Raw genomic sequence first — 17,788 nt, forward strand, 5'->3', positions numbered from 1 at the left:
ATTATTACTCCGAATCACGTTCATCTTTTTGATGATGAAGTTCATAAATAAAATCTTTTAAAGTGGTATCAGGATTGAACGCGTTAACCAAATGGTTAAGATTATTTCCTTCGACAACAGGATTTAACATTTCAACAAAATCACTTGGAACAGGCTGGGCATTTCTGATCATTAATTTTGTTTTAAAATTTTCAGTCCGTGATTTGAAAATAAACGAATTGTTGTCTTTTTCATGATTCAGCAATGAAGACATTAGAACTAAAAACCCGCTGTCAAGATTATAGTTCTCATCATCAGTACTAAAAACATAACTGAATAATTTTGAATCACTTGATGCTGATGAATTCATATTTGTACAATCAAATCTTTTGCATAAATCATTGAGTGTTGTGGAAGCTAAGTATTCATCAAAAATATTCTGCGCTGATAAAACGGAAGCAGGTTTCGTTTCAGCTTTATCAAAACTGTTTATGATTGAAGTTGTATCTGTTGCCTCGTATGCCATTTTATAAAGTTGCTTTGCCTGGTAGTAAAATCTGTTTAACTGTAATGGAACAAGAAAAGTATTTTCTGAACTGAAAATTTTTTCAGGTAATACTGAAAAAATTATAAACGGAAATTCTCTATTGCTTTTATCAACTGACGGAACCAGGATTCCGGCAATAACTGAATTATTTTTTTTTACAGGAAAATAAAACTCAACGACACCTGAGAGCGAGTAAATTTCTTTCCAGTTATTTTTTAATGATGATTTTGCGTATGCAATTCCGCTTTGAAGCCACTCATCAAGAATTGCAAATTCAGTACTGACTGATTTATGTTTAATAAAATCCGGGAACTGCGGAAGTTTTCCAAAAAAACTAAAACTGTAACTGTCAGGATTTTTAACATTCAATTTATTTTCAGTTGATACTTGCTGGAATTGTTAAAGCTCTGAAGAATCCGGATGTAAAAGGATTTTTTGAACTGCCTGCAGTTAACTGGTAAGTGACAGTTACATCATAAACATTTTCTTTTTTAAATGACCAGTTAACATTGTACTGAGCAGATTGTCCCTGCATTGAAGAAGCATCCTGCAGCAGTTTGAACAATGCCCATTCACCATCAAAACCTTTTGTTTCGGATGTACCGTAATCTCTTATTGAAATATTCATACGTGCGACAGGGGCGCCTCTGCCGCCAGGCCAGTTGTAATCAGTCCAGAACGGTGAACCCATTTTATAATAATCTTCATTTCCGTTTATGTTAAGGTAAACCTGTTCAACGATAGGTTTTTGTCCGCGTATCGGTTTTGAATCAGGCAACTGAGGCTTTAACCTGAATGATACACTAAGATCACCGCTTTTAAAAAGTGTACTGGTTATATCATCGGCTCTTTTCAAAGTATTTATAAATTCACCTGAGAACCCAACGCCTTCATTTTCCCATGCATTTGCTTTCCATCTCTCTTTATTAATTAATGAACTTAATTCTTCATTAAAGAATGACCATAGTATTCCATCTGGTTTAAAGAAATCTTTAAAGTCCTGTATCGGAGCGTCAGGACCGTTTTGTTTAAATGGAAATGAATTTGCCAGAGTCCTTGAATAAAATTCATGCACTTTTGATTTCCATTGAGCATTAAGATATTGTGAAGCATCTGAAAGTATTGCACGCCAGCTTAATCTTATTGGATCAATAAACAATGGCTGAAGTGCGGGAATATTATAGAGTGCACCTTTTATCATTTGTAATGCTGTTGGAAATTCTACAGCTCTTTGTGATAGTACATTCACAGCATAATCTTTTGAAAGATCCTGTCCGCCTCTTATTGATTCGAGCACACCGCTTATAACACCATACTGTACTATGATAGCATTTATCTCTCCAGGCTTTGAACCATCCGGTGCACCAAGAACAAATTTTTTGTACTTCATTACCTCAGCGGCGTTTGTTGCATTAAGCTGAAGTCCCGCAAACGGATTTGCACGAAGTGTATCCGTCGGCGAATAAATTTCAGAAATAACCTGAAGCTGATCAGCAAATATTTTTGTGATCAATACAAGCGGTGAACTTATCGGGTCACTTAATAATTTCAGGTTTGTTGCCGCAACAGGTCCCGAGCCAAAATCTCCGTAGCGTAAACTTTGTAAAAACTGAACCCACGTTTGCTGATAGTCATTCAAATAAAGATTAAGCAGATTTCGTTTCATTTCGTCAGGAGTCATTTCTGATCCGGTCGCAGGTTTGATCTGCTGTTTACCAAGCGCCCAATCTTCTTTACCGGGATTGGTGCTTTCCTCAAGTATCGCATCCTTAATATAGTTTATCCATCCGTCAGCGGTGAAGATATACGGAACTCTCATATCAGTTGTAAGTATGTTGGAATAGATTCCTCCGATCGCCTGTTCGAGAGTAAATTCATTCGGGAACTCGCTCATTCCATTTTGTTTTAATCTTGCATAAATACCTTCAGCATTTGGCTGGTACTGCATACGGCTGCGCACAAGATTAACCAAGAGATTATCATTTTTAATGTTATAAAAATTCTTATCGCTTAAATTATTTGCGAAGAATGCCAGGTAATTTCTGAACATTGATTTGAGTGAATCTTTTATCTCTGTTGTTGCGGCAGGATTTGATTTTATAAAACGCGAATCAAGAATTCCTGTAAATACATTTACTAAAAATTTCTGGTTTGAAGTATCGAGTCTTGCGCGTTCACTTCCTAAAAGTAAATATGCTTTTAAATAATTATATGTTTCTTCACCAGAATAATCCTGACCATTTGCATAGTGGTTCAGATTGCGGACCATATCATCATAAATATTTTGTGTGAAGAACGGTTCCGTCTTTTTCAGGTACAGTTGTTTTAATGACTGCAAAGTTTCTTCACTTCTATCCAGACCCATCGTGATGAATGCTTCATTAGCACTTCCATCTTCAATCTTTTCAATAAGTATGCGAAGTTCTTCTGCTTCTTTAAAATTACTTAAAAGATTTCCGCTCCAATTAATTTTATTAAATGAAGAAACCCTGGATGAGATATTATCTAAAACTATACTGCTTCCGTTGTAGCCCATAAATGCAAAAAGTGAAAGTAAGACAAGCAATACAGCAGATGCTGCAATGGTTACCGTCCTCATAGTACTATGCTGCTTTACAACACCCGATGTTTTTCCAACAGCATAATTCTGATCGCCGATTACTAGGTCACTCAGCAGATCTTTAATAAAATAATTTTTTGTTTCTGTTCTTTCTTCAAATTCATCTGATGATGCGGGTGCAAGATTAAATTGTTTTGCAATTTCTCTGATTGCAAGATCAAGCGGCAAGCCTTCCTGCGTTCCAGATGAAAAATAGAATCCCCGGAAAATCGGGTTATCCTGGTAAGGATTATTCTGAAATACTTCTCCGATCAGGGATGTCAGTTTTGATTGAAGAGTTTTGAATTGATACGGGAATAAAAATACTTTTCTTCTTTGTTCTCTTTTTAACGGCGAACTGAGTCTAATTGTTCTTATATCAAAAAGTTTGTTAGCTAAAACATTAAACTCATTTTCAAAAGCTGTTTTCGCATCAAAGTCGTGCATCGGGCTGAAAGTGCTTCCCCAAATTTGTCCGCGTTCAATCTCACTAAAGTCACCGAAGTATTCAACAAATCCCTGGATCAGATCGCATTTGGTGAACATAAAATAAACAGGGAAGTTTACACCAAGTTTTTCAATCAGTTCATCAATACGCTGACGTATGTTGCGTGCATGCTCATACATCTGATCTTTATCATTATTAATTATTTCATCGATATTCAGCGCAACTATAACACCATTAATAGGCTTTCGGCTTCTGTTCTTTCTTAATGTTTCAAGGAATGCCATCCACTCGGCTTTGTCTTCTGACTGGGTTACATATCTTCCGGCAGTATCAAGAAATATTGCTTTAGTTGAAAAGAACCAGTCACAATTTCTTGTTCCGCCGACACCTCTGAATCCTTCTTTGCCGAAGGGGAAATCGAGACCTGAATTTTGGATCGCTGTAGTTTTACCTGCTGCGGATGGACCTATTATCATGTACCAGGGAAGTGCATATAATGCTGCTCTGCCTGACTTACCTTTTGCGAGTTTAGAATTTTTTAATGAAGCAATCGCTGCCTGAAGTTGTTTCTTGAACTGTTCAATCTCTGCTTTTTTCTCAGGACTCAGATTTGCCATCTGGTCATCAGCGGATGAATTGATTGAGTCTTCAATCTTACCGGCTTTCTGTGCGTCCTTCATTTTCTTGAACATAAAGAAGAGTGCGCCGATCAATAAAAAGAATAGAATGATTACAACCTGTACAACCCAGGATGCACCGAAATATCTTCCCACAAAAATTATCAGGAAGATAAGAACAACTGCAATGATAAGTCCAATTAAATTTTTGCCTTTTAAGAATTTAGCCATGATGATTAAAAATTTTATTCGTTAGAAGTTTGTCAGGAGATGATTTTATTTATCAGGTCGCTAACATCACTTGCAGCGCCTGAAATTGACAATGAAAATATTAAATAGACAATAACAAAGATCACAATTGCACCGGCAGGATAAACCCAAACCGGCATTCCTGATCCTGCTGCCTGAACCATTCCTTCTTTTGGTTTTGCGTGCGGAGAAATAGCATCTATTGTGTTATACATTTCGGGATGAAGTTCCATGTTCAGGTCATCGATCACTCTTCTGAGGTTTTCTGGGGACTGAAGCTGATACTTACCTTTAAAACCAAGAGCAAGACACAAATAATAAATTTCAAGAGTGTCTTTATTCCCTGATGATCTTTGTCTTAACTGGTTAAGATTTGTAAAAAATTCTTCTCCCGCATTAAATGTATCGAACATCATTATCTGAAGAGGTTCTGCAAGCCACTGTTCTTTTTGATTCCACGATGAACTTATAATAGTCTCGTCAAGGAAAGCAACAAGAGCAAATTTTGAAAGAGTTATCTTCTCATTATCAATCGCATTTGAACGCGCTTCCGTTTCAAACCTGTCAAAAAGTTCAGTACAGTTTTTTTTCAGTGATGAAGCATTGCCGTAATCATTTGATGAACGCAGTTGAAGTATAAGTATCAAACTTTCCGATGCGATATCTGCGAGAGATTTTTTCTTTTTACTTTTCGGTGTATTGTCCATATAATTTTTATTTGTTAGGGTAACAGTACTAATTCCATTTGAAGTGATTTAAATTCTGAAGCGATAAAAAATGCCACATTATTTTTACCGACTATTTTTTCCCAGAATCTTCCTTCCTTATTTATCTTGAAGTAGTGAGCCTTGTCATCGATAGAAACTCCTGCAGGCGGGCGTGCAATATATTCAATTGTCAAACCCTGTATGCCTGCTTGATGCACTGCAAAAATTTCTTCGTAAGCGGAGATCTTTATATTCTTCGGTAGTTCTGTAATGATTTTCTTCTCGGGAATATCTCCTTTTACAGCTATGAAGAACTGCGCCTGTACATGATTCGGTGAGAGTTGCCCGACAAACAATGTATCAGCCTGTCTTCTTAATGTAATGATGATGTCTTTTCTTTCAACTGTCTTTTGAACATTAAGCATTCCGTTTATTTCAAGGATCATCTGGTTAAATATTTCCGTCAGATGCCTGTGATCATAAACAGGAAAATCTTCCGCTTTAAGTCCGAGGTTAGTAAATGTTGAAAGCTGTCCTGCAAGATTAAGAAAAATTGTATAAAGACTTTCCGGGTGTTCGTGTTTGGATGAGTAATAATAATTTAATAGCGGAATAAAAGTATTAATTGAATGAAGCATCATTAGTATTTCAACCTGTGTGATTGACAATTCAGGTTTGTTGATACTTGCCTGTGTTCTGAGTTCCTTGCTTTTGGAAACAAGTGCACTAAGTATTCCGCGAATATGATCAAGCAGAACTTCTGAAGCGGAAATGGAAACTGATGAAACAATATATTCACGGTTCATTGTGAATTTTCCGTCACTGCTTCTTGCAAGTTCACCGATTTTTATTGAACTGAATCCTTCAAGATTTTCATCACCGAACCTGAACTGAAAATTAGATTTTACCACACCAACATTACGCAGGTTTGTTCCTGTATTGAAATCAAGCATTTCAAAATTCTGAAGAGTAAACCTTGAATTATTATTTGAAGCGGATTCGTCTAACAGGCAGTTGTTGCCGCCGGCTACTTCGGAAGGTATTACAAGAAACACATCAAGTTTTTCTGAAGTAGCGGAAAAAAGTGAATCGAAGTTCCTGTTCTTTGGTAGCGGATCATTACCCGGCATATCAAACAGTAATCCATCCGGCATTACTCCGCTGCATCTTACTAATCCGAAAGAACCGCCGGAAATTGCGGCATCATCAAATTGTAATTCTTTAAGTCCCCACGAATTTGGGTTCTGAGTATTTATTCTTGAGTTGGTATAGTATTGACTGTATTTATCCGCCTGTTGAAAGTGGTGCGGATCCAGTTTCATTCCTTCGTACCAAACGACTTTCTGAAATTTCATCGTATTAAATTTTCTCCCTGGTTTTTGTGTGTTAGTAACAGCAGGATTTTATTCAGCAACAACTGAAAGTGAATTTTCGTGAATTAATATTTTCAATTCATCAGGACCATCTTCAAGTGAAACTACTTGCAGCCATCCGTCTTTTGCAGGGGAATGAAAGTCGCCTACAATTCCAAGGAACATAGCATCTGATTTTATTTCAAGTTCATTCAGATTAAAATTTTCATTTGGTACCATAAGTTTTTCATACTTTGCGTTTGCGATCATATCATCGCCAAGCACTGATTCAGGGCTTCTCAATAATGATTCAAAACTTGCTGTGCGGAATTTATCGGCAGATTTTAACTGAAATATTTTTATCACAACAGCATTATTGTTATTGCAGTTTTCATCGCAGGACATGTTAACCATCATTGTACTGCTGCCGCCGCAGCCCGCAGCGTTGATAATCAATAATAGTAATGGTATGTATTTAATTAATTTCATTTAGTTCTCCGGAGTTGTGTTTGAATTCTAGTATTCGTTGATCTGTTTTTTTGCAAGTATCCTGCTTTGATAACCTTTCATAAAAGCAGGTCTGAAATATTTTTTTTCTATATGATACGGATCAGACATATATTTTTGATAGTTGTCTTTTATTGTATCAAGTATCTTAGACTTTTGCGTGATGGGAAGAATTTTTCCAATATCTAACCCGGACTGTTTACTTTGCAATTCTTTCTCTATCAATTCCGGATCAAGACTTTGTAAAAGAGATTTGCTTCCTTCAGTGATAGAAATTTTATAGCCTTCAAGCAATCCAAGCTGATGAGTTAAAAGTTTTTGTATCTCTTCATTTAAAAGATCCATCCTTTTCTTTTCTTCATCTGATGAAATATCAGGATTAAACAAAAATTCTTTCAATTCTTTTAGTGAACCTGATGGCATTGTATGATAAATAGTGACGCCGAAAAATTCCTGGCGGAAATGAAGAAAACCCTGTATCAACTTGCTGAATGTATCAAGCAGAACATCAACAGTATTTGTAAAGTGTGAGTTGAAAGAGTAATCCGTACTCACCGTCTGAGCAGGTTTAAATTTTGTTTGCTGCGCAATCGGTTCAACTTCTTTTGGAATTGCGGATTCAGGAAAATCGAAAACAGGTTTACTTTGTTCCTGCTGTCTGGGGGCAGCAGGTATTTGTCTGCCTAAAAAACTTTCAGCAAAAAATTCGGCGATTATGTTACTTGCATCATTTTTTTCAATACTGCTTAAACTTTGCAGTACAGAAATCCTGAACATTTCAGCTTTAGCCGGTGAATCATCAAGAGCGTATTTAGCCGTAAGTAATTTTAAGTTTTCAGCAAAAGCTTCAACATCTTCGGCAAACGGACTTGAGAATACCATTGTTTTCTGATCATCATCGGCTACTTTTTCAACTTCACGCACTAATTCTACAATTAGTTCATAATCACTTACGCGGATAACATCACCGGTTTTAATCGCGTTTTCTTCATTCGGAAGCAGTCGTTCACCATTCAAATAAGTAAAGTTAGGAGCTTCAAGATCAACAAGCTGGAGTATACCTTCAGTGTCGATAATCTTTGCATGTTTTCTGGATACGACTTTAAATGGGTCCGGCAGAATTACATCATTTTTTTCTTCTCTGCCTATAAAAACAGGGAACCTGTTAAAATCCAGTTGCTGAGAAAGAGAGGAATCGGACTGACGGCTGATAGATAATTTGAGTTTCATTATTAAAGATTTAATTGATAGTTAAAAAAGAAGAAATAAGGTTGGTTTAAATACAGCTTCGCCACGTTAGTCACAGATTGAATTGGTTTTTTACGTATTGTTTCCACAGAATTTTAGATAATTGTACAAGTGACAGTAATTGGAAATAGAACTTTATTCCAATACGGGTCAAAAAACTCAACATAATCAGTCGGCAAAAACTGATTTCGATATCAAAGGAAAGGAATGAATAATTAAAAAAACTCTGAGACAATAAATACAGGACTCAGATCATTCAAAGAAAAATGCCCCTGAAATTTTAAATTTTTCTAATATTTAACAGACTAAGTACCAAGTAGTTTAAGCCCGCAATTTCAATTGAACTTGAATGTACTCGATTGCAGGCAACGGAAGATTTCTGATTTATTTATTCAGAAACGCAATCAAAATAAAGGAATCCATAGCGATAGTCAATAGAGTGTGAATAACAAAACTTACCGTCAAATTATTCATAAGCATAAAATAATAAATACCGGCAGAGATGTTTAAAGTTTATGAATAGTTGACAGCATTCCTTGTAAACATTATTTTGATGCTGAATCCTGTCATCCAATTAATTCTATCACAAACTTATTTGCCGAAAAACTGAAAATATTGATTAAACAATTTGGAACACTTGTAATATTTACGGCGTTAATCTTTTGCGGGTATAACCAAAATACCTATTCCCAGGATACAAACTTCAGGTTTGAGGAGCTTTCTGGTTCAGAAGGCTTGTCTTCAAATTTTATTAATTCTATAGTTCAAGATAAACAGGGTTTTTTGTGGATTGGGACAGAAGATGGATTAAATAAATATGACGGCTACTCATTTAAAGTCTATAGGAATGAAAAAGGAAATATAAACTCACTCTCCAACAATTTTATTTGGTGTTTAGCAATTGATTCTACAGGCGATTTATGGATCGGTACGGATGGAGGTGGGTTAAACAAATTTAATCCGGAAACTGAAACATTCACACGCTATACAAATGACTTGGATAACAGTAGTTCGTTAAGCTCAAACATTGTACAAAATATTTTTGTTGATAAGAAAAATAATATTTGGGTTTCAACCTGGGGCGGCGGGCTTAACCTTATGGAAAAAAACAATAGCGGCTTTATTCACTTTCGCTTTGATGAAAAAAATAAAAACACTATCGGCAGTGATAAAATCTTCAGTGTATTTGAAGACAGCAAAAACAGAATCTGGATCTGTACTGAAGGCGGCGGGCTGAATCTATTTAACCCGGTAAGCAAAACATTTAAAAGATATTTGGCTGATAAGGATAAAAACTCAATCAGTTTTAACAACGTATCTTCTATAGTTGAATTGAATAACGGTAGTCTGCTGGCAGCGACAACCGGCGGAGGATTAAATCAGTTCTTCCCGGAAAAGAATGAGTTTAAAATTGTTGATACTGAAGGATTTATAAATATCTGGAAAATATTTAAAGACAGTAACGGGTTGATCTGGATGTCATCATCAGTAGGCGAGGGTCTGGCAATCTTAAATATGACTGATAATAATATTCGAAAATTTTCGGCGGATAAATCATCATCCGGTAAAATAACTTCGAATGACATACGTGATATTTATGAAGACAAAAGCGGGATGCTGTGGCTGGCAGCCAGTGGCGGTGGATTAAACAAAGTCGACATCAAGCCCAAAAAGTTTTTTAATTTTAATCTCAACAATTCTTCACTAAATGATTATTTCATCTTTTCATTGGAAGAAGATCAGGCAGGGAAAATATGGATGGGCACTTATAAATCCGGTGCTATCACTTACGATCCGGCAAATAAGAATTTTAAACATTACCCAACTTCAAAACAAAAGAATGGATCTTTGAACGGCGAGATTGTTCGTTACATTTATAATGATAAAAAAAATAACTTGTGGCTTGGAACTTATTACGGCGAACTGAACCAGTATGATGCTAAAACAAATCGATTTACTTACTACAATCTTGATTCGGGTAAAAAAAATCCAAGCGCTAATCTTGTCAGAATAATATTTGAAGATTCAAAAGGACTGATCTGGTTTGGAGCTTCAGGCGGCGGCGGCTTAACTTCATACAACCCGTTGTTGAAAGAATATAAACATTACTCATCACAAACTGAACCCGAACTTTCCGGCGATGATATTACATCAATCGTGGAAGATAATTCCGGCAACCTATGGATAGGGACCTACAGCTTCGGTTTGAATAAATTTGACAGAACAGCAAACACGATAACCAGTTATTTTCGGAAGGAGGATGATCAGTTTTCACTGCCGGATAATATAATTACCGATATGCTTGATGATTCCAAAGGAAATTTATGGATCGGCACTTACACAGGGGGATTGTGTAAATACATACCTCAAAAAAATAATTTTGAAGTTATCTCGGAAGAAAATGGTCTCTCTTCCAATTCAGTTTTCGGAATTCTTGAGGACGACAAAAATAATTTGTGGTTATCAACGGCAAAAGGTATTTCGAAAATTAATGCTGCAACGGGAGAGATTAAAAATTATGATGCGTTGTTCGGGATACAAACTTCAGGCTTTAATCCTTCATCAAGACTTAAAACAAAATCCGGGCACATGTATTTTGGCGGAATAGATGGAGTGACATTTTTTCATCCCGACAGTTTAGAGAGCAACAACTTCATCCCTCCTGTTTTTATAACTTCGTTCAAATTGTTTAACGAAGAATATCCTTTACAGAAAAATATTTCATTCACTGATACTATCACTCTTAGTTATAATGAAAATATTTTTTCATTTGAATTTTCATCCATGGATTTTACTTCCCCGGATAAAAATATGTACTCATATATGCTGGAGGGTTTTGATGAAGATTGGGTAAATCCCGGTTCAAGAAGATTTGTGAACTACACACATCTTGATGCCGGTGAATATACATTTAAAGTCAAAGCTACAAACAGTTACGGCAACTGGAATAAAAACTTTGCACAGGTATTGGTTATTATCAATCCTCCGTTCTGGTTAACCTGGTGGTTTAAAGGAATTATGGTAATAACAATTGCCGGACTTCTTCTTTCCATTTATAAGAGAAGAACCAGACAGCTTAAAGATGAAAAAGAAGCGCAGATAGATTTTTCAAAAAGATTAATTAGTTCGCAGGAAGAGGAAAGAAAAAGAATCGCTTCCGAACTTCATGATAGTTTAGGACAGAATCTCCTGGTTATTAAAAATCTTGCGCTGCTTGGATTAAAAGAAGGATTTGAGAAATCAAGGCTTGAAGAAATTTCCGGTACAGCCGATACAACAATCGATGAAGCAAGAAGGATTTCCTATAACCTTCATCCGCACCAGCTTGACAGACTCGGGTTAACAAAAGCACTCGAAGCGATGATCACAAATATTGAAAGCAGTTCATCGATTTTATTTGAAAGGGAAATAGATAATATTGATTCACTCTTTAGTAAGGAGAAAGAGATTAATATTTTCAGAATTATACAGGAATGCCTGAATAATATAATCAAGCACTCGGATGCATCAGCAGCAAAAGTAGGGATATTAAAAAAAATACAATTCATTGAGATAGAAGTAAGCGATAACGGCAAAGGAATAAATACAATCAGTCTGGAGACAAGTCATGGATTCGGATTGAAGAATATAAATAACCGCGTCGCATTACTTAATGGTAAATTAGAAATTACATCCAATGAAATTTTTAATACACAAATAAATATCAGGATCCCTTATCAAAATGCAGGATAGAAAAAAAATACTTATTGCAGATGATCATCCATTGATGCGGCAGGGAATAAAATCCGTTTTAGCTTCAACGGGTGAATATGAAATAACTGAAAAAGGTGACGGTGAATCTGCACTTGAATCACTTACTCAAAAAACATTTGATGTTTGCATACTTGATATAGAAATGCCCAAACAAAGCGGACTTGAAGTTGCCAGGAGAATTGGTGAACTGAGCATCAAAACAAAAATAATTTTTCTTACTATGTATAAGGATGAAGATATTTTCAATCAATCACTTGATATAGGCGCCATGGGTTATGTTCTTAAAGAGAACGCGGTGAATGATATTGTTGATTGTATCATTAAGGTTTTAAATAATGAATATTATATAAGCCCTGTTATATCAGGATTTCTAGTATCACGACTAAAGAATAAAGAATCAATGATTAGTCAAAGTCCCGGTATAAATGCGCTTACTATATCAGAAAGAAAAATTCTGAAACTGATCGCCTCAGAAAAAACCACGCAGCAAATTGCTGATGAACTTCATATAAGTTACAAGACGGTGGAAAACCACCGCAACAACATTTCAAAAAAACTTAATCTTAGCGGCACACACAGCCTGGTTAAATTCGCAATCAGTAATAAAGCTCTTCTTTAGTCTCCTACATTATAAAACTTGTCCGCCTCAGGCGGATTATAAATTGTACATTATACATTCTACATTATCATAGGTGCTTCCACCTATAAAGAATGAGAGTGTCCACCGATTTATTTCCCTTCTGCCAGAACCCATCTTTGAATTAAAAATAAACAAAGACATGAAACTGCTTTTAGTTGATGACAATGAAAGAATACGCAAGATGATGTTAAGTATTTATTCAACACACTTTGAAGAGATAATAGAATGCAGCGACGGCATTGAAGCGGTTTCGCTTTATGAAAAATCAAAACCGGACTGGGTTGTGATGGATATAAAAATGAAAGTGATGGATGGACTCGAAGCTACAGCAAGCATCATCAGCTTAAATCCACATGCAAAAGTGATCATCGTCTCCCAGTACGAAGACAATACAACAATACAGGCTGCAATGAATGCCGGTGCTGTGGAGTTTGTAAGCAAGTCAGACCTGTACAAAGTGATTGATGTGATAAAAAGATAACTCTCTTAATTCATTTTAATTCAGTTCTAAACAAAAACAAAAAAGGAGCATATATGAGACAAAAGTGGATTTATCAAAAAATCTTTCTCGTTGTAATCAGTCTTGTGATTACAAATGCTGCATATCCGCAATCCGGCGTATCGCAAAGTGTTTTCAGTTCCGGCGGAGTGACTCAACAGGGCGGCGGATATATTCTTACCGGGACAGTCGGTGAAGCAGTAACCGGAATAATTTCTGGTTCATCATACCGGAACACCTCAGGGTTCTGGTCAGTGTATTCGCAAATTACTGTAACCGGTATTGACGATAAGGAAACCATTCCTTCTTCTTTCAGGATGGAACAGAATTATCCGAACCCCTTTAATCCTTCGACGAAAATAAGATTCTCCGTTCCCGAAAAAAGTAGTGTGTCATTAAAGGTTTATGACGTTCTGGGAAATGAAGTAGCGGAATTGGTGAATGAAGATAAAGAAGCGGGCTGGTATGATATAAGCTTCGATGCGTCAGGCTTTGCATCGGGTGTATATATCTATCGGGTAATTGCGGGCAATTTTATTTCAACTAAAAAAATGCTGATGATAAAATGACAGATTCATTTTATCAGAAGTCCATTTAGGACTGATGCTCAAATGATAAAATCATTTGAACAGAAATCCCGTTTTGCGGGGACTTTTATTAAATAAGAAAGGAATAAAAATGAAAACAAAAATATTATTCACAGTTCTGTTCCTGTTCAGCGTCATAAATATTTTTTCTCAGGGAATTCCCGGAACAATTAATTACCAGGGAGTTTTAAAAGATAATTCCGGAGTTGTAGTTCCTGACGGTGACTATAACATCACGTTCAGAATTTATCTTGTGTCTGCCGGTGGTGTAGAAGTATGGTCGGAGACAAAATCAGTTCCCGTGTACGGCGGGGTTTTCAGCACAGTACTGGGAAGTGTTAATCCTATAAATATTGATTTCAATGTTCAACTATATGTCGGTATTTCAATCGCCTCTGATCCTGAGCTTACACCAAGAATTCAACTCACCTCCGTGCCGTATAGTTTAATTTCCAAAACAGTTCCTGATAATTCATTAACCGCAAATAAAATTAATTCAGGCGAAGTGGTTAAAAGTGTTAACGGATTAAAAGACAATGTTAACATCGTTGCGGGAACAAATGTTACTATAACACCTGTTGGAAATAACATTACCATATCATCAACCGGAACAGGAGGCGGAGGAACAATTACAGGAGTATCTGCGGGAACCGGGCTTTTCGGCGGAGGTACCAGCGGTAATGTAACACTTTCTGTACAGGCATCAGGTATAACAAATACTCTGCTCGCGAACAATTCTGTTACATCAAATAAAATTGTTGATGGAACATTAGTCGCCGCTGACATCAGCACAAACCAATTAGTAAAATCATTTAACGGATTGAAAGACAGCGTTACGCTTGTTGCCGGCAGTAATATTTCAATCACTCCCTCCGGAAATAATTTAACAATCTCCTCTACCGGCAGCGGCAGCAGTGTGTGGAGTACAAACGGAACAAATGCTTTTTACAATACAGGTAATGTCGGCATTGGTTTAAACACTCCGCAGAACCTGCTTCAACTTCACCGCACAGACCCGCTGTTTGGTTCACCAAGTGTTCTGCGGCTCACTAATTTTACATCAGGTGCAACTTCAAATGACGGTATGATCCTATCACTTAACAACACAGTGGCTGACTTTGGATTGATCGGTGTGCTTATGATGCAGGAAAACAACTCGCTTGCTTTCGGCACTAACAATACTTATCAGATGTTTTTAAAAGAAACCGGTTTACTCGGGCTTGGCACATTTAACCCGCAGGCTAAGTTTGATATTTTTCACAACAGCCAGGGCACAAGTCCGCAGTTAATGATAAGTGAAAATGAAAACGGCGGATTCGGCAGAATAAGTTTCCGCAGTGAAGGTGTTGACGGAAAATACTGGACTATCGCATCAAGGAGCCAGGCAACAGATGCTTCATCACAATTTAATATTTATTATTTCAACGGGACATCGGGTCAGGATGTGGTCAGTGTGAATGGAAATGGAAACGTGGGAATCGGTACAACAGCACCTGCGCAAAAACTTGATGTTGCCGGTAACATACGAACCACCGGGGAAATTAACAGATCCACAACAGGTAATGCGAACCTGCTTCCGATCTGTTACGGAAACGTTTCAACAGTCGGTGCAATAAATACAGGTACAGGAAATTTTAGTGTTACAAGAACTTCTGCAGGGAATTATGACATCACAATAACAGGGGAGGATTTCGTCCTCAGCAATTACATTGTCAACGTAAATGCAGTAGGTTCGGGAACCGCTGTATTCAGCAGTGTTGATGGTAAATTATTAATCCGTACTTATGATATACTTGTTTCGGGATTAGTAAGTGCAGATAAAACTTTCGCATTCACAGTTTATAAACCATAACAGGTTGTGTTATTAATAAATGCTCAGGAGCTATTATCCTGAGCATTTTTTTTCTGATCATTCATCTATTCAATCTATCATTTCTGCACCCATCCTTACAGTGCTTAATTACAATTCTCTAATCACACACTCCTGTCTTGACTTTGACAGGTATCAAAATTATTTTGGCTTCCGATTACAGTCAGAAATCCCGAAGAAAAAATTATCTCACTAACTATCACTTTATAGAAGGAGTTAGTATGGAAGATTCATTGGAGAATAAACTCTCAATGTACGGAGCAGTTATATACCTGCTTGATGATAATACCACAAAGACCGCCCCAATAACCGCGATAGCATCAACCCTCCTAAATTTTAAAACTCTTGTTCAACAGATTGAAGCGAAAGATACAGAGCAAGAAGAAGCAACGACGGGAAAAACCGCGAACAAGCGACAGGCAAAGACGGCACTTATAAATGCGTGTGTGAGGTTTGCCGGGAATATCAAAGCGCTTGGTGTGAACACGGGGAACAATGTGCTTATAGAAACGGGGGATAAGAAGCGAACGTTCTTTGTTACTCAGCGTGATACTGATTTAAAGTCGCAGGCAAATATTTTGCTTACGGCTGCGAATGCTAATGCTGCGGCACTTGCGGGTTATGGAATAGCGGCGGCTGATATAACTGATTTCGGTGACCTGATAACCGCTTATGAACCGACATTAGGCGCGAGGGAATCGAGCAGAGGTGTACAGGTAGCCGCAGGTAAGGAAGTGGTAAACCTGTTCAAGCAGGCTGATGTTGTTCTTAAAGATGTGCTTGACGGATTGATGGAGAATTTTGCTACTTCTGATACTCAGTTTTATAATGAGTACAAGAGCGCGAGAGTGATAGTTGATCTTGGCGGCGGTGGTGGTGGTGGTTCAACTCCGCCTGAAGGACCGAATCCCTGATAAATAATTAATAAAATAATTTAATAACGATACGTTAGTGAGATAACGTTTTTTGGGCTGGCAGTTGAGATAGTTATAATTAATTAAGGAGTTTTGGGTTGAAAAGGAGTACATTTCCGTTCACGTTTAGTACATTCCCGTTCAAGTTAAGTACACTTCCGTTCACATTGAGTACATTTCAGTTCACATTAAGTACACTTCCGTTCAAGTTAAGTACATTTCCATTCACATTAAGTACATTCCCGTTCTCGTTCAGTACATTTCCGTTCAAGTTTAGTACACTTCGGTTCACATTCAGTACATTTCAGTTCACATTAAGTATACTTCCGTTCAAGTTAAGTACATTTCCATTCACATTAAGTACATTTCTGTTCACGTTTAGTACATTCCTAAGAGAATTTTATTTGTTTTTGTTGAATAAATGAGGAAAAGGGTGTGAGTTATGTTAAAGATTAATTTTAAGGCGGTGTTTGCCGCACGAGGGATTCAGAGTCCTACAGGGTTTTTGAGGAGGGCGGGGTTTTCTCCGCATACTGCTTCTTATATAGCAACGGGTAAGGTTGAGAAGTTGAATTTAAAGGTGCTTGAGAGGTTGTGCATTTTACTTAATTGCACTCCGCACGATTTGCTTGAGTGGGTTCCGGATGAAAAGCTGGCTGACCCAAACAGGTTTGAGTTGAGCAGGTTGGCGGGGGAGAAAAAAATACTGCCGCTGCAGGATGAGTTGAGCGGGCTGACGCTGGGGAAGGTGGAGGAGGTGAAGAGGTTTATTGAGGAGAAGAGAAGGGAAGGAAGTTGAGAGTTATGAGTTATGAATTATGAGTTATGAATTATGAGTTATGAATTATGAGTTATGAATTATTGATGGATGTAATTAAGATTTTTATTATTTAAATTTATGGCGGTAATTGTTGTTTACTGGGACGCCTTGAACAACACTCATAATTACCACCCCCAGCCCGGTGACGTTCCTGCCCGGCGTCCCGGGCGTTTTTATTTTAAATATTGAAAGTACTTATGAATTAATTTAAGTTGGAATTGATTTTATACGCCCCTTTAGAACCCTTTAAATCCCGGGGCAGTGCTTGATGGCAGGTGTACATATTATGATTGTATGAAAAGCAGAGCGGGAGAAAAATAATTTTAGCAGAAGCCAGAAGAAAGAAGTAAGTAGTAAGAATTTATGCGGGATAATATTTTGCCATACCGACGCGTTACACTACATTAAATTTTGAAGTAGATATGTCATACATACTTCCTTCGAAATGATAG

General features: G+C 37.1%; 14 protein-coding genes. 8 read left to right on the forward strand and 6 right to left on the reverse strand.

Going from position 1 to position 17,788, the window contains the following annotated elements; genetic code table 11:
* Positions 1-4: 4 nt before the first annotated feature.
* Genes tagF through IPM56_01190 form a run of 6 tightly spaced genes read right to left on the reverse strand, consistent with a single transcriptional unit; the run spans position 5 to position 8,235 of the window.
* Positions 5-895 (reverse strand): type VI secretion system-associated protein TagF, encoded by an 891-nt coding sequence (tagF, locus tag IPM56_01165; GenBank protein QQS36593.1) that lies wholly within the window; start codon positions 893-895, stop codon positions 5-7.
* Positions 896-902: 7 nt separating this feature from the next.
* Positions 903-4,421 (reverse strand): type VI secretion system membrane subunit TssM, encoded by a 3,519-nt coding sequence (gene tssM, locus IPM56_01170; protein ID QQS36594.1) that lies wholly within the window; start codon positions 4,419-4,421, stop codon positions 903-905.
* A 32-nt stretch (positions 4,422-4,453) separates the two neighbouring features.
* The gene (locus tag IPM56_01175; GenBank protein QQS36595.1) at positions 4,454-5,146 is read right to left on the reverse strand and encodes a DotU family type IV/VI secretion system protein; all 693 of its coding nucleotides are present in this window, start codon (positions 5,144-5,146) and stop codon (positions 4,454-4,456) included.
* A 14-nt stretch (positions 5,147-5,160) separates the two neighbouring features.
* Positions 5,161-6,501 carry a type VI secretion system baseplate subunit TssK gene (gene tssK / locus IPM56_01180; protein ID QQS36596.1) on the reverse strand — a complete coding sequence of 447 codons (1,341 nt, stop codon included), beginning with the start codon at positions 6,499-6,501 and terminating at the stop codon, positions 5,161-5,163.
* A 48-nt stretch (positions 6,502-6,549) separates the two neighbouring features.
* Positions 6,550-6,987 (reverse strand): type VI secretion system lipoprotein TssJ, encoded by a 438-nt coding sequence (gene tssJ, locus IPM56_01185; GenBank protein ID QQS36597.1) that lies wholly within the window; start codon positions 6,985-6,987, stop codon positions 6,550-6,552.
* Positions 6,988-7,014: 27 nt separating this feature from the next.
* The gene (locus IPM56_01190; GenBank protein QQS36598.1) at positions 7,015-8,235 is read right to left on the reverse strand and encodes an FHA domain-containing protein; all 1,221 of its coding nucleotides are present in this window, start codon (positions 8,233-8,235) and stop codon (positions 7,015-7,017) included.
* A gap of 633 nt (positions 8,236-8,868) precedes the next feature.
* Here IPM56_01190 and IPM56_01195 point away from each other — a divergent pair.
* The 8 genes from IPM56_01195 (at position 8,869) to IPM56_01230 (ending at position 17,315) form a co-directional block, all read left to right on the forward strand.
* Complete coding sequence (locus IPM56_01195) at positions 8,869-11,985, forward strand: hypothetical protein (protein QQS36599.1); 3,117 nt, start codon at positions 8,869-8,871, stop codon at positions 11,983-11,985.
* Complete coding sequence (locus tag IPM56_01200; protein ID QQS36600.1) at positions 11,975-12,625, forward strand: response regulator transcription factor; 651 nt, start codon at positions 11,975-11,977, stop codon at positions 12,623-12,625. Before IPM56_01195 ends, IPM56_01200 begins: the two co-directional genes overlap by 11 nt.
* Positions 12,626-12,785: 160 nt before the next feature.
* On the forward strand, positions 12,786-13,127 hold the full coding sequence (locus IPM56_01205; protein ID QQS36601.1) for a response regulator transcription factor: 342 nt from the start codon (positions 12,786-12,788) through the stop codon (positions 13,125-13,127).
* 53 nt (positions 13,128-13,180) lie between these two features.
* On the forward strand, positions 13,181-13,714 hold the full coding sequence (locus IPM56_01210) for a T9SS type A sorting domain-containing protein (protein ID QQS36602.1): 534 nt from the start codon (positions 13,181-13,183) through the stop codon (positions 13,712-13,714).
* Positions 13,715-13,823: 109 nt separating this feature from the next.
* Positions 13,824-15,584, forward strand: a complete 1,761-nt coding sequence (locus IPM56_01215) for a hypothetical protein (protein ID QQS36603.1) — start codon at positions 13,824-13,826, stop codon at positions 15,582-15,584.
* Between the two features lie 239 nt (positions 15,585-15,823).
* Positions 15,824-16,516, forward strand: coding sequence for a hypothetical protein (locus tag IPM56_01220; GenBank protein QQS36604.1), 693 nt, complete (start codon positions 15,824-15,826; stop codon positions 16,514-16,516).
* Positions 16,517-16,614: 98 nt separating this feature from the next.
* On the forward strand, positions 16,615-16,941 hold the full coding sequence (locus IPM56_01225; GenBank protein ID QQS36605.1) for a hypothetical protein: 327 nt from the start codon (positions 16,615-16,617) through the stop codon (positions 16,939-16,941).
* A 17-nt stretch (positions 16,942-16,958) separates the two neighbouring features.
* Positions 16,959-17,315: a helix-turn-helix domain-containing protein gene (locus IPM56_01230; GenBank protein QQS36606.1), complete on the forward strand. Its 357-nt coding sequence runs from the start codon at positions 16,959-16,961 to the stop codon at positions 17,313-17,315.
* The last annotated feature ends 473 nt before the right edge of the window (positions 17,316-17,788 follow it).

This window comes from Ignavibacteriales bacterium (assembly GCA_016700155.1).
Lineage (GTDB): Bacteria > Bacteroidota > Ignavibacteria > Ignavibacteriales > Ignavibacteriaceae.

What these genes read in the sequence shown, in the direction of transcription:
- tssM (QQS36594.1), bottom strand. Translation starts at nt 4,421, where the DNA reads ATGGCTAAATTCTTAAAAGGCAAAAATTTAATTGGACTTATCATTGCA.
- IPM56_01175 (QQS36595.1), bottom strand. Translation starts at nt 5,146, where the DNA reads ATGGACAATACACCGAAAAGTAAAAAGAAAAAATCTCTCGCAGATATC.
- tssK (QQS36596.1), bottom strand. Translation starts at nt 6,501, where the DNA reads ATGAAATTTCAGAAAGTCGTTTGGTACGAAGGAATGAAACTGGATCCG.
- tssJ (QQS36597.1), bottom strand. Translation starts at nt 6,987, where the DNA reads ATGAAATTAATTAAATACATACCATTACTATTATTGATTATCAACGCT.
- IPM56_01190 (QQS36598.1), bottom strand. Translation starts at nt 8,235, where the DNA reads ATGAAACTCAAATTATCTATCAGCCGTCAGTCCGATTCCTCTCTTTCT.
- IPM56_01200 (QQS36600.1), top strand. Translation starts at nt 11,975, where the DNA reads ATGCAGGATAGAAAAAAAATACTTATTGCAGATGATCATCCATTGATG.
- IPM56_01205 (QQS36601.1), top strand. Translation starts at nt 12,786, where the DNA reads ATGAAACTGCTTTTAGTTGATGACAATGAAAGAATACGCAAGATGATG.
- IPM56_01210 (QQS36602.1), top strand. Translation starts at nt 13,181, where the DNA reads ATGAGACAAAAGTGGATTTATCAAAAAATCTTTCTCGTTGTAATCAGT.
- IPM56_01215 (QQS36603.1), top strand. Translation starts at nt 13,824, where the DNA reads ATGAAAACAAAAATATTATTCACAGTTCTGTTCCTGTTCAGCGTCATA.
- IPM56_01220 (QQS36604.1), top strand. Translation starts at nt 15,824, where the DNA reads ATGGAAGATTCATTGGAGAATAAACTCTCAATGTACGGAGCAGTTATA.
- IPM56_01230 (QQS36606.1), top strand. Translation starts at nt 16,959, where the DNA reads ATGTTAAAGATTAATTTTAAGGCGGTGTTTGCCGCACGAGGGATTCAG.